The organism is Pseudomonas sp. LG1E9, assembly GCF_003290225.1.
In the GTDB taxonomy this organism is placed as follows: Bacteria; Pseudomonadota; Gammaproteobacteria; order Pseudomonadales; family Pseudomonadaceae; genus Aquipseudomonas; species Aquipseudomonas cyclaminis.
In genome coordinates this window covers 309,793-322,704 of record NZ_CP029983.1, presented here as the reverse complement: position 1 = coordinate 322,704, position 12,912 = coordinate 309,793, and the positions used below count along the sequence as shown (strand labels likewise).

Below are 12,912 nucleotides of genomic sequence, written 5' to 3'. Positions count from 1 at the left end.
TTGCCTGCGATGCAGGCACCTCGGTACTTCATGTACTCCGAGGTGATGCAATCGCAGGCAAGCCAGCTCCCACATTTGATCTTCATTGTTTTGGGGGATTTTCTCCAGGCAAAAAAAGCCCCGCACCTGGCGGGGCTTTTTTATGCGCGAAGCTTACAGGCCGTCGAGCATGGCTTTGTTGCGTACCGCACCTTTGTCGGCGCTGGTGGCCAACAATGCGTAGGCCTTCAATGCGGTAGTGACTTTACGTGGACGCTTCTCAACCGGCTTCCAACCTTTCTTGTCCTGCTCGACCCGGCGTGCCGCCAGTTCTTCGTCGCTGATCAACAGGTTGATCGAGCGGTTCGGAATGTCGATCAGCACCTTGTCGCCATCCTGCACCAGGCCAATCGCGCCGCCCGCAGCAGCTTCCGGCGAAGCATGGCCGATGGACAGGCCTGAGGTGCCGCCGGAGAAGCGGCCGTCGGTCAGCAGGGCGCAGGCTTTGCCCAGGCCTTTGGACTTGAGGTACGACGTCGGGTACAGCATCTCCTGCATACCCGGGCCGCCTTTCGGGCCTTCGTAGCGGATGATCACGATGTCGCCTTCTTTCACTTCGTCGGCGAGGATGCCGCGTACCGAGCTGTCCTGGCTTTCGTAGATCTTGGCGCGACCTTCGAAGACGTGGATGGATTCATCCACACCGGCGGTTTTGACCACGCAGCCGTCGAGGGCGATGTTGCCGTACAGCACGGCCAGGCCGCCTTCTTGCGAGTAGGCGTGCTCGACACTGCGGATGCAGCCGTTTTCACGGTCGTCGTCGAGGGTGTCCCAACGGGTCGACTGGCTGAACGCAGTCTGGGTCGGGATGCCCGCCGGGCCGGCCTTGAAGAAGGTGTGCACGGCTTCGTCGTCAGTCTGGGTGATGTCCCATTTGGCGATGCCTTCGGCCAGGGACTTGCTGTGCACCGTCGGCAGGTCGGTGTGCAGCAGGCCGCCACGGGCCAGGGAGCCCAGGATCGAGAAGATCCCGCCAGCGCGGTGCACGTCTTCCATGTGGTACTTCTGGATGTTCGGCGCGACTTTGCACAGTTGCGGCACGTGACGGGACAGACGGTCGATGTCGCGCAGGTCGAAGTCGATCTCGGCTTCCTGGGCGGCGGCCAGCAAGTGCAGGATGGTGTTGGTGGAACCGCCCATGGCGATATCCAGGGTCATGGCGTTTTCGAACGCCTTGAAGTTGGCGATGTTGCGCGGCAGTACCGAGTCATCGTTCTCGGTGTAATAACGCTTGCACAGCTCGACGATAGTGCGGCCGGCCTGCAGGAACAGCTGCTCGCGGTCGCTGTGGGTCGCCAGTGTCGATCCGTTGCCCGGCAAGGCCAGGCCCAGGGCTTCCACCAGGCAGTTCATCGAGTTGGCGGTGAACATGCCGGAGCACGAGCCGCACGTCGGGCAAGCGCTGCGCTCGTATTCCGCGACCTTCTCGTCAGAAGCGCTGGAGTCGGCGGCGATGACCATGGCGTCGACCAGGTCGAGGCCGTGGGAGGCGAGTTTGGTCTTGCCGGCTTCCATCGGGCCGCCGGAGACGAAGATCACCGGGATGTTCAGGCGCAAGGAGGCCATCAGCATGCCGGGGGTGATCTTGTCGCAGTTGGAGATGCAGACGATGGCGTCGGCGCAGTGGGCGTTGACCATGTATTCCACGGAGTCGGCGATGATCTCGCGGCTCGGCAGCGAATACAGCATGCCGTCATGGCCCATGGCGATGCCGTCGTCCACGGCGATGGTGTTGAATTCCTTGGCCACGCCGCCAGCGCGTTCGATCTCGCGGGCGACCAGTTGGCCCAGGTCCTTAAGGTGGACGTGGCCCGGTACGAACTGGGTGAACGAGTTGGCAATCGCGATGATCGGCTTCTTGAAGTCGTCATCTTTCATCCCCGTGGCACGCCACAGTGCGCGCGCGCCGGCCATGTTGCGGCCGTGGGTGGATGTTTTCGAGCGGTAATCTGGCATGGAGCACTCCGGGCGGCTAATCAGGTAACTACTAATCAGGTACTACTGGGGAGTGAGCTTCTGTTGACGTCTGGAACACCCGAAAAAATGGCACTGGTGTCCGGAAGTTGCCGCAAACGTGACGGGATCGCCGTGCGCCTTGGCCTTGAGCTCATAAACCCGCCGGGGGATGACTGGCGATGAATAGGGCCGATTCTACACCGCTGGCGGCTGGAGGGAACGGGGCAATATTCAGGGCCGAAGTCTTTGTTTAGACTAGCGGCCCTTTGCCCTCCCCCCACTCCAAAGGAATTGGAATGCCCGGTATCCATCGTTTTCTTGGGTTCTACCTGCTGATCGGCCTGATCCAGGGAATCGTCTTCTATTTCTCCGACCAGCTCTATCGCTTGAGCGAGACGCTGTTTTTTGTCACCTACACCGTGGTGTTGGTGGGTGGCACCACCTTGCAGCTGTTGGGGGAAAAAGCCCGACAGTGGCGCTCCTTGTTGCCTACGCTGGCGTTCACCCTGTTGATGGGCGGCATGACGTTCTGGGTGTGCTATGGCCTGGACCATGTCGGCAATAACCGTTGGATGATCAACTCCTGGTTCATCAGCGTGGTGGTGTTGAGTTACGTCTGTGCGACGTTTCTGTTTGCCTGGCCCGCTGTAAAAGGGCAGCGCTGGCGCTATGAAGATCTGTTCCAACAAGCCTGGAACAGTGTGTTTATCGTGCTGTACGCCCTGATTCTGGTGGGGGTGTTCATGTTGTTGCTCAAGCTATGGGGCCGACTGTTCCTGATGCTGGGTATCGAGTTCTTCGAGCACCACTTCTGGAGCCAATTATTCCTGTGTATCAGCCTGCCGCTGGTATTCGCCTTGGGCATGTACTTGGGCGGGCGCAGCGAGAAAATCATCGGCCAGATGCGCGGCATGCTGTTCAGCGCGTGTGGGTTGTTGTTGCCGTTGATCGCACTGATCAGTGTGCTGTTTACCCTGACCTTGCCGTTCACCGGTCTGGAGCGGATCTGGGCCACGGGCTATTCCACACCGATCTTGTTGGTGCTGGCTGGCGTGCAGCTGTTCTTGCTCAACGGCGTGTTCCAGGAGGGCGTCCAAGCCCGGCCGTATCCTAAGTGGCTGACGTACTTTATCGAGTTGAGCCTGCTATGCCTGCCGATCCTGGCCGCGTTGGCGTTTTACTCAAGTTGGCTGCGGGTCGAGCAGTACGCCCTGTCGCCGCAACGCTTCGTCGCCCTGGCGGCGGCGCTGCTGTGTGGCCTGTATGGCCTTGCGGCAGTATGGGCGGTCGCCTTGCGCTCGCCGGTCTGGCTGGGCAACTTGCGTATTACCAACCCGGCCCTGGCGTTGCTGTTCTGTGGGCTGGTGGTGTTGATCAACACGCCGATCCTCGATCCGGTGCGCCTGAGCGTCAACGATCAGGTCCGGCGTTTGCTTGACGGGCGCACCAAGGCTGAAGCGTTCGATGCGCACTACCTGCGGTTTGGCTTGGAGAAGGCGGGCGAGGAGGCGTATGCGAAGTTGCAGGTCGACCTGGATCAGGAGCGCATTCTGGACCCGGATTCGCGCCGCGCCTTGCGTGAACGAATGGACGACACGGCACTGAGTTTCACTGAACGTTATGCCAAGGAACGGGCCGAGCGGCCCAAACCCGAACTGGAATGGATCGGCCCGGCACCCAAAGGCAGCGAACAGTTTGCCGAACTCAGCCTGGACACCGATGCGCCTTGCGCGCCTGGTTGTGTGCTGTGGGCGGTCGATCTCGACAGGGATGGCCAGCCTGAAGTGCTGGCGATACCCCGCACCAGCTATCGTCATGACTTCAAGCCGCCGCGTATTTTCGTACTGGACGAGCAGGGCGAATGGGACGACCGCGGCCCGCTGCTTTGGACGCAACTGCCGGACGGTTACGTCGACACTGAAACGCTGATCCACGACATCCGCGAAGGCAAGGTTTCCTTGGTCAAGCCGCGCTATCTGCAATTGCAGTCCAGCGACATGTTGCTCAGTCCGGTGATTCGGCAGCCTTAGGCGGAGATCGAAAACACCAGGGTAAACAGGCTGATGGAAAGTGCGATGTCTGAGCCAGGTGTATCGAGCTGGGCAGACAGGGCGGGGAATGAGGGCAGCAGGATATCGATCGGGAAGAAGCTGATCCGGGAGATCTTGCAGCTTTAAGAAATAGGCTCCGGTCTAAATGTGGGAGGGGGCTTGCCCCCGATAGCAGAGTGTCAGGCAATAGATTTGCTGACTGATCCACCGCTATCGGGGGCAAGCCCCCTCCCACATTTTTATCTGTGCTTGGCTTTAGCTGTTTGGCAACAACCGGCACGTAATGCTCTTGATATAGCGCGTCTCGACAATCGCCGGGTGCACCGGATGATCCGGACCCTGGCCGCCGCGTTCGAGCATCTGGATATTGCGATCCAGGTGACGGGCGCTGGTCAGCAGGATGTTTTGCAGGTCGTCTTCCGGCAGGTGCATGGAGCACGACGCGCTGACCAGGATGCCGTCCTTGCTGAGCAGGCGCATGGCTTGCTCGTTGAGGCGGCGGTAGGCGCCTTCGCCGTTTTTCATGTCTTTTTTGCGTTTGATGAAGGCCGGTGGGTCGGCGACGATTACGTCGAAGCGCTCTTCACTGGCTTTCAGCTCTTTCAACGCTTCAAACACGTCGCCTTCGATGCAGGTCATCTTCTCGGCAACGCCGTTCAGCGCAGCGTTGCGCTCCACGCCATCGAGGGCGAAGGCGGAGGCATCGACGCAGAACACTTCACTGGCGCCGAAGGCCGCGGCTTGCACGCCCCAGCCGCCGATGTAGCTGTACAGGTCGAGTACGCGTTTGCCTTTGGCATACGGTGCCAGGCGCGCGCGGTTCATGCGGTGGTCGTAGAACCAGCCGGTTTTCTGGCCCTGGATCACCGGGGCTTCGAATTTCACGCCGTTCTCTTCCAGCGCGACCCACTCCGGCACCAGGCCGAATACGGTTTCGACGTAGCGGTTGAGGCCTTCGGCGTCGCGTGCGGCGGAGTCGTTCTTGAACAGGATGCCGCTCGGCTTGAGCACTTGGGTCAGTGCAGCGATTACGTCTTCCTTGTGGGCTTCCATGGTCGCCGAGGCGATCTGTACCACCAGGATGTCGCCGAAACGGTCGACCACCAGGCCCGGCAGCAGGTCGGAATCGCCGTAGACCAGGCGGTAGAACGGCTTGTCGAACAGGCGATCACGCAGGGACAGGGCAACGTTGATGCGGTGCACCAGCAGCGACTTGTCCAGCGGCAACTTGATGTCGCGCGACAGCAGGCGGGCGCAGATCAGGTTGTTCGGGCTCATGGCCACGATGCCCAGGGTCTTGCCGCCGGCCGCTTCCAGGATTGCCTGGTCGCCTGCCTGGAAGCCGTGAAGAGGTGTGGCAGCCACATCGATTTCGTTGCTGTAGACCCACAGGTGGCCGTTGCGCAAACGACGATCGGCGTTGGCTTTGAGACGCAGGCTTGGCAGGGACATGACGTCGCTCCGGAAAAAAGAGCGGGAGTATACCTCTTGCGCACCGATTCATGTGGGAGCTGGCTTGCCTGCGATGCAGGCGGCGCGGTGTATCTGACGTACGGCGCTGATGCTGTCGGGGGGCAAACCCCTCCCACATTTGGTCGGGTTTCAGTTTGGGTTGTGGGTGTCGGCCATGTCTGCTTAGGGGGTAGAATCCTCGCCTAGCCCAGAGTGTGTACTTATGTCCCAAGAGCTTTCAGCCGAACAGATCCAACAGGCCCTGCAGGGCATCAGCGTGCCGCCTCAGCCGCAAATCATGGTGGATTTGCAGATGGAGCAGTACATGCCCGACCCGGATCTGGAAGTGATCGCGCGGTTGATCTCCCAGGATCCCGGCTTGTCCGGTGCGTTGCTCAAGATCGTCAACTCGTCCTATTACGGGCTGAGCAACAAGATCGCCTCGATCCAGCGTGCGGTGAACCTGCTGGGTAGCCGTTCGATCATCAATCTGATCAATGCCTTGTCGATCAAGGGCGAGATGAGCGACGACACCATCGTCACCCTAAACCGCTTCTGGGACACCGCCCAGGATGTGGCCATGACCTGCCTTACGCTGGCCAAGCGCACGGGCTCCCAGGCAGTGGACGAGGCCTACGCCCTGGGGTTGTTCCACGATTGTGGTGTGCCGTTGATGCTCAAGCGTTTCCCCGACTACATGGCGGTGCTGGAAGAGGCTTACGCCAATGCCGGCCCGGACTGCCGCGTGGTCGACACTGAAAACAATGCCTTCAACACCAACCACGCCGTGGTCGGTTACTACACGGCCAAGTCCTGGCGCCTGCCGGAGCATGTGACCGACGCCATCGCCAACCACCACAACGCCCTGGCGGTTTTCAGCGACGAGTCCTCGCGCAATCCCCAGCTGAAAAACCTGTTGGCGATCCTGAAGATGGCCGAGCACATCTGCTCGTCCTATCGAGTGTTGGGCAACCAGGCGGTCGATCACGAGTGGGAAACCGTCGGCCCTCTCGTGCTGGACTACGTGGGCCTGTCGGATTACGACTTTGAGAGCATGAAGTTGTCGATCCGCGAACTGGGCGCACACTGACCCTTCCTTCAAGAGGTACGCATGCCCGAGTTACCCGAAGTCGAAACCACCCGCCGCGGGATTGCGCCGCACCTGGAAGGCCAGCGCGTCAGCCGCGTCGTCGTACGTGAGCGGCGCCTGCGCTGGCCGATCCCGGAAGATCTGGATGTGCGCCTGTCCGGGCAGCGCATCGTACTGGTGGAGCGGCGTGCCAAGTACCTGTTGATCAATGCCGAGGTGGGCACTTTGATCAGTCACTTGGGCATGTCGGGCAATTTGCGCCTGGTGGAAGTCGGTATGCCGGCAGCCAAGCATGAGCATGTGGATATCGAGCTGGAGTCGGGCATGGCCCTGCGTTACACCGACCCACGGCGCTTTGGCGCGATGCTCTGGAGCCAGGATCCGCACAACCATGAGCTGTTGATCCGCCTGGGGCCGGAGCCGTTGACCGACCTGTTTGATGGCGAGCGCCTGTTCCAGCTGTCCCGCAAGCGGTCGATGGCGATCAAGCCGTTCATCATGGACAACGCGGTCGTGGTGGGCGTGGGCAATATCTACGCGACAGAAGCGCTGTTTGCCGCGGGGATTGATCCGCGTCGTGAGGCGGGGGGGATTTCGCGGGCGCGGTATTTGAAGCTGGCGATTGAGATCAAGCGCGTGCTGGCGGCCGCCATCGAACGGGGTGGCACCACGTTGCGCGACTTTATCGGTGGCGACGGGCAGCCGGGGTATTTCCAGCAGGAGTTGTTCGTCTACGGCCGGGGTGGCGAGGCGTGCAAAGTGTGCGGGACTGAGCTGCGCAATGTGGTGCTGGGGCAGCGGGCGAGTGTGTTTTGCCCCAAGTGTCAGAGCTAATGGATGTGTGAAGGCTGATATAGCCATCGGGGGCAAGCCCCCGATGAGGCCTTAACAGGCATTAAAGATCTTCAGGTCTTACCGGTAATCTTCCGGTACTTCTCCATCAATTGCTCTTCCGTCTCCGGACGCGCCTCATCCAGCGGAATGCAATCCACCGGGCACACCTGCTGGCACTGGGGCTCGTCATAGTGGCCGACGCACTGGGTACACAGGTTCGGGTCGATTACGTAGATCTCCTCACCTTGGGAAATCGCAGCGTTCGGGCACTCGGGTTCGCAGACGTCGCAATTGATGCAATCGTCGGTGATGATCAGGGACATGGAAACTCCTGCCAGGGCGCTCGGCCAAGGCATCTGAAAACTAATGCGCGCAATTGTGCCGCATTGGCGCCTGCAGTGCGAGCAGGCGCCGATAGAGTGGTCTTACTTCTTGAAGCGCAGGGTCAGCGCGTCGGCCACGGCTGGATGCACGAACTTGGTGATATCTCCGCCCAAAGCGGCGATTTCACGAACCAACGTCGAGGAAATGAACGAATAACGTTCCGACGGCGTGAGAAACAGGCTCTCAACGTCCGGCGCCAGTTGACGGTTCATGTTGGCCAGTTGGAATTCGTATTCGAAGTCCGATACCGCACGCAGGCCGCGCAGGAACACATTGGCGTTCTGCTCTTTGGCGAAGTGCGCCAGCAGCGTCGAAAAACCTACCACTTCTACGTTAGGCAGGTGCCTGGTGACCTCACGCGCCAGCTCCACGCGCTGTTCCAGGGGAAACAGCGGGTTTTTCTTGGGGCTGGCCGCGACCGCGATGATCACATGGTCGAACAAGCGAGAGGCGCGTTCGACCAGATCGCCATGGCCTTTGGTAATCGGGTCGAAGGTTCCTGGGTACAACACTCGGTTCATCGCGTCGTCCTGGCGGAGTCCGTTGGGGAACCGGATGGTATCGCAGCCATCCCGGTCGGCCAAGTCGACTTATGTAGATACATGCCGCTGATCGAGCGTTTTTTCATGCTGTTTTCAGACGTTCGGCCAATGCACTGGCCAGTTGCGCGGTCAATCCGTACACCGATAATTGGGGATTGGCCCCAATACTGGTGGGGAATAACGAGCCATCGTGGATCGACAGATTGCGCAATTGGTGATGGCGACCCAGGCTGTCGGCCACAGCGTTCTTCGGGTCTTCCCCCATGGCGCAACCGCCCATTACATGGGCGCTGCCCAGGGTTGTGCGATGCAGTTCCAGGTTCAAACCGTCAATCAGGTCACGGGCTTGGGCCAAGGTATTCACGTAGCGTGCATCGTGATGCAGCGGCTTGACCGACTTGGCGCCCGCTGCGAATTGAATCTCGGCCATGCTGTGAAAGGCGCGGCGCAGGCCGTCCCAGGCGTAGGGCGAAACCTGATAGTCGAGGACGGGGGTGCCGTCACCGCGCAGATCTACCGTGCCGCCGGGGCTGTCGGGATGAAATCCGTCGCGCAAGAGAGCGAGCATCGCGTGAGTATTGGGTAATTGGCTCATGTCCAGCGCGTTCCCGGTGCCGTAACCGCCAAACAGGGTGCTGGCCAATCCAGGGTGTAAGGGCGGCGCTTCCAGCTTGTAGGACATTTTGCCGGTGGTGCCGTCCTGCCATTGGAAGTGGTCGGAATAGATTGATTGCGGCGCGCCATAGAACGGGTTGATCACCTCGTCGAACAGCCCGGCGGAGAAATTCACCAGATGCAGGAACGTGCGCTTGCCCAGGCGCGAGTGAGGGTCGGGTGCATCCGAGCGCATCAGCAGTGCCGGGCTGTTGATGCCGCCGCCCGATAGCACGTAATGCCTGGCCTTGACCGTGATCCTGCGGCCGGTCGGCGATACGCAGCGCTCATCCATGGCCACGCATTCCAGGCTGCTGATGGTATCGCCGCTGTAGTTGAGGCGTTCGGCACGGGCCAGGTAAAGCAACTCGCCACCTTTCTCCAGGGTGGACGGTATGGTGGTCACCAGCATTGATTGCTTGGCATTGACCGGGCAACCCATGCCGCAATAGCCCAGGTTGAAACAGCCGCGCACATTGCGCGGGATCACATGCCAGCTATAACCGAGCTTTTCACAGCCTTTGCGGATTACGTCGTTGTTGGCGTTTGGCGGGATAGCCCAAGGCGCGATGCCCAAGCGCTGTTCCATTTTCTCGAACCATGGCGCCATCTCGGCGCTGCTGTGGCCCTTGACCGCGTATTCGCTGGCCCAGTGGGCGAGGGTGGCGTCCGGGGTGCGAAAGCTCGATGTCCAGTTGATCAACGTGGTGCCGCCGACTGCCCGCCCCTGCAGGATGGTGATCGCGCCGTCCTTGCTCATGCGGCCGATGCCTTCCTGGTACAGGCTGGCGTAGGCCTCGTCCTCCAGCAGCTTGAAATCGCTGCTGGTCTTGAGCGGGCCTTCCTCGATCAGCAGCACCTTGTAGCCGGCGGCGCTGAGGATCTCTGCCGTGGTGCCGCCCCCGGCGCCGCTGCCGATGATGGCGACGTCGGCTTCCAGCGTCAGGTCATTGTCGAGGGCGGCGCCGTTGTGGGTTTTCCAGCCACGGGCCAGGCCTTCGCGGAACAGATCGGGTACGGGCATCAGGGTCGTCTCTTGTTTTTATTGTGGAGGGATGCAGATCAGATCTTCGGCGGGCCGGGATAGCCGCAATGGGCCCAGGACGCCGGCTGGAAGTACCAGGCCATGATCACCAGCTTGAGCAGCGAACCCTGGCCCATGCGCAGCAGGTTCAGGTAGCTGTTTTCCCAGCGGTGCAGGAAGTTGCGGATTTGCTCTGCGCTGGCGTTCTCCCAACTGCCCCAGATACCGGTCAACGGCCCACGGGTAATGCCCATGCCCAATACGTCGAACAATTGCTGGGTGAGCTTGAACATCTCCGGCGACAGATGCTGCAGGCTGAAGTCGAGCTTTTTCAGGGTGTCTTCGACGCCGTTGGCGACTTCCTGGGCGCTGGCTACACCCTCCAGCAAGACCGGAATGACCGCGCGCAGAAACGGCAGATCACTGCTGCGCAACAGGGCAAAGCCGCTGGCCGGTGTGCTGCTGGAGCAGCCGCTGAGGCTGGCGCCAAGCCCGGCGGTGGCCAGGAAGGCGCTGGCGCACAGGCCGATTTTCAACACGCCGCGCCGCGACAGTGCGGGTGAATCAGTCAGGCTAGGGTTCATTGTTATTGTTATCCCGTGGGTGGCGGTATCAGCGAACGAACAACTTCTGGATCAACTTCTGGATGGCTTTGCCGTAAGGCGGGTAGATCAACTTGGCAGCGTTCAGGCGCTGTTTCACCAGCACCCCCTTGGCTTTGCTGAAGGTCAGGAACCCCTCATGGCCGTGGTAATGGCCCATGCCCGACGGGCCGATGCCGCCAAACGGCATGTCGTCCTGGGCTACGTGCAACAGGGTGTCGTTCAGGCACACGCCGCCGGAATGGGTCTCGTGCAGCACGCGGTTCTGTTCGCCCTTGTTGTAGCCGAAGTAATACAGGGCGAGTGGGCGAGGGCGTTGGTTGATGTAGGCAAACGCTTGGTCGATACCGCGATAGGGCACGATCGGCAGCACGGGGCCGAAGATCTCGTCCTGCATCACGGTCATGTCATCGCTGACATTCAGCAGCAGGCTGTGGGCCATGCGGCGCGCCTGGCCTTGCTTATACAACGGAACCAGCGTGGCGCCTTTGTCGGTGGCGTCCTTGATGTAGGCATTGAGCCGGGCCAATTGCCGCTCGTTGATGATGGCGGTGTAGTCCGGGTTGTCGGTCAGGGTCGGATAAAACCCGCGAACGGCGTTGCTGTAAGCCTCGACGAAACCTTCGACGCGGTCTTCCGGCACCAGCACGTAATCCGGCGCGACGCAGGTTTGCCCGGCATTCAAGGCTTTGCCGAAAGCGATGCGTTCGGCGGCGTCCTTGAGCGGCACATCGGCGGAAACGATGGCGGGCGACTTGCCGCCCAGCTCCAGGGTGACCGGCGTAAGGTGTTCCGCCGCCGCGCGCATCACGTGCTTGCCAATGCTGGTGGCGCCGGTGAACAGCAGGTGGTCGAAGCGCAGCTTGGAAAACGCCATGCCCACGTCGGCTTCACCCAGCACCACGCACACCAGGTCCTCGGGGAAGATCTTCGCCAGCAGGGTTTTGAGTAGCGCGCCAGTGGCGGGAGTGGACTCGCTGAGCTTGAGCATCACCCGATTGCCCGCCGCCAACGCGCCCACCAACGGCCCGATGGCCAGGTACAGCGGGTAGTTCCACGGCACGATCACGCCGACCACGCCCAGCGGCTGGTAAATGACCTTGGCTGACGCCGGTTGAAAGGCAATGCCTACAGCACGGCGCGAAGGTTTCATCCAGCCCTTGAGGTGTTTGCTGGCGTAGTGAATGCCGTGCAGGCTGGGCATCAATTCGGCGAACAGGGTTTCGTCGGCGCTGCGGTGGCTGAAATCCTGGCTGATCGCGTTGATCAGCGCCTGGCGCTCGTCGCTGAGCAGGTCGCGCAGGGCCTTGAGCCATTGCTGGCGTTGCGCGGCTGGCGGCATGGGGTTGGCGGCGTAGGCGCGGCGTTGAGTGTCGAACAGGTACTGGAGTTGATCCAGCACCTGGGAGTCCTGCAGGTAGGCAACGTTGGCAGACATGGCGCAGCACCGATTGTTATTGGTCTGCCTGGATTTTTAGAGTCATTGCTCTAAATTGTCAAATAACATTGCGGCAACATGCAGATTTATCCTGGCAAGGATAGGTCGTAAGATGCCCCATCACGTGTATAGAAGCTGATTCCCCCTATGGCCCCACGAGTAAAGACCAGCGAGCGCATTGTGCAAACCAGCCTGGAGCTTTTTAACCAGCAGGGCGAGCGCAGTATCAGCACCAACCATATCGCCGCCCATATGGAAATTTCGCCGGGGAACCTGTACTACCACTTCCCCAACAAGCAGGCGATCATCGCCGTGCTGTTTCGTGAATACGAAGCGCTGGTCGACAGCTTTCTGCGCCCACCACAGGGGCGCGCCGCGACGGTCCAGGATAAGCGTTTCTACCTGCAGGCCTTGCTGGCCGGGATGTGGCGCTATCGCTTCCTGCATCGCGACCTTGAGCATCTGCTGGAGAGCGACCCTGAACTGGCCACCGGCTATCGGCGTTTTTCCCAGCGTTGCCTGGTCCAAGGCAATGCGATCTACCAGGGGTTTGTCGACGCGGGCATCCTCAATATGGACCCTGTTCAAACCGAAGCCCTGACCCTCAATGCCTGGATCATCCTCACGTCCTGGGTGCGGTTCTTATGCACCACCAATGAAAACTCCGCCCAATTGAGCGCCGAAGCGATCAAGCGCGGGGTATATCAGGTGCTGGTGCTGGAGGCGGGTTTTGTCACGCCTCAGGCGAAAGAGGCGGTGGATGCGCTGTTCAAAGAGTTTTACGTGCCGTTGAACCAGGCACTGGAAGAAGTGAAGTAGACCTTTCCCACATGCATTCGTAGGAGT

Annotated in this window: 11 protein-coding genes and 1 pseudogene; 4 read left to right on the top strand and 8 right to left on the bottom strand. The window is 60.6% G+C overall.

From position 1 onward, the window contains the following. Positions 1–153: 153 nt before the first annotated feature. Positions 154–1,995, bottom strand: coding sequence for a dihydroxy-acid dehydratase (gene ilvD / locus DNK50_RS01705; protein WP_032884175.1), 1,842 nt, complete (start codon positions 1,993–1,995; stop codon positions 154–156). Positions 1,996–2,291: 296 nt separating this feature from the next. Between ilvD and DNK50_RS01700 the strand changes: the two genes are divergently transcribed. Next, entirely contained in the window at positions 2,292–4,025 is a 1,734-nt protein-coding gene (locus DNK50_RS01700; protein ID WP_112192684.1) for a DUF4153 domain-containing protein, read from the top strand. A gap of 2 nt (positions 4,026–4,027) precedes the next feature. Here the strand turns inward: DNK50_RS01700 and DNK50_RS29045 are convergent. After that, positions 4,028–4,159: pseudogene (locus DNK50_RS29045) on the bottom strand (MFS transporter); the annotation flags it as partial. A gap of 142 nt (positions 4,160–4,301) precedes the next feature. Continuing rightward, complete coding sequence (locus DNK50_RS01690) at positions 4,302–5,498, bottom strand: class I SAM-dependent rRNA methyltransferase (protein ID WP_053127951.1); 1,197 nt, start codon at positions 5,496–5,498, stop codon at positions 4,302–4,304. Positions 5,499–5,775: 277 nt separating this feature from the next. Between DNK50_RS01690 and DNK50_RS01685 the strand changes: the two genes are divergently transcribed. Beyond that, on the top strand, positions 5,776–6,588 hold the full coding sequence (locus tag DNK50_RS01685) for an HDOD domain-containing protein (protein ID WP_177411581.1): 813 nt from the start codon (positions 5,776–5,778) through the stop codon (positions 6,586–6,588). Positions 6,589–6,609: 21 nt separating this feature from the next. Then, the gene (gene mutM, locus DNK50_RS01680; RefSeq protein ID WP_099585865.1) at positions 6,610–7,422 is read left to right on the top strand and encodes a bifunctional DNA-formamidopyrimidine glycosylase/DNA-(apurinic or apyrimidinic site) lyase; all 813 of its coding nucleotides are present in this window, start codon (positions 6,610–6,612) and stop codon (positions 7,420–7,422) included. Between the two features lie 71 nt (positions 7,423–7,493). On the opposite strand, the gene DNK50_RS01675 is transcribed toward mutM, so the two are convergent. The 5 genes from DNK50_RS01675 to DNK50_RS01655 all read right to left on the bottom strand — a co-directional run bounded on the left by DNK50_RS01675 (position 7,494) and on the right by DNK50_RS01655 (position 12,066). Then, positions 7,494–7,745 (bottom strand): YfhL family 4Fe-4S dicluster ferredoxin, encoded by a 252-nt coding sequence (locus DNK50_RS01675; protein WP_112192683.1) that lies wholly within the window; start codon positions 7,743–7,745, stop codon positions 7,494–7,496. Positions 7,746–7,847: 102 nt separating this feature from the next. Further along, positions 7,848–8,327 (bottom strand): pantetheine-phosphate adenylyltransferase, encoded by a 480-nt coding sequence (coaD, locus tag DNK50_RS01670; protein WP_003234650.1) that lies wholly within the window; start codon positions 8,325–8,327, stop codon positions 7,848–7,850. A gap of 103 nt (positions 8,328–8,430) precedes the next feature. Next, a complete protein-coding gene (locus DNK50_RS01665) occupies positions 8,431–10,026 on the bottom strand; it encodes a GMC family oxidoreductase (RefSeq protein ID WP_112192682.1) in 1,596 nt (531 codons plus the stop codon). 38 nt (positions 10,027–10,064) lie between these two features. Beyond that, positions 10,065–10,610: a twin-arginine translocation pathway signal protein gene (locus DNK50_RS01660; protein WP_112192681.1), complete on the bottom strand. Its 546-nt coding sequence runs from the start codon at positions 10,608–10,610 to the stop codon at positions 10,065–10,067. 28 nt (positions 10,611–10,638) lie between these two features. Then, complete coding sequence (locus DNK50_RS01655; RefSeq protein WP_112192680.1) at positions 10,639–12,066, bottom strand: coniferyl aldehyde dehydrogenase; 1,428 nt, start codon at positions 12,064–12,066, stop codon at positions 10,639–10,641. Between the two features lie 147 nt (positions 12,067–12,213). On the opposite strand from DNK50_RS01655, the gene DNK50_RS01650 reads away from it, so the two are divergent. After that, complete coding sequence (locus DNK50_RS01650) at positions 12,214–12,885, top strand: TetR/AcrR family transcriptional regulator (RefSeq protein ID WP_099585861.1); 672 nt, start codon at positions 12,214–12,216, stop codon at positions 12,883–12,885. Positions 12,886–12,912: the final 27 nt, after the last annotated feature.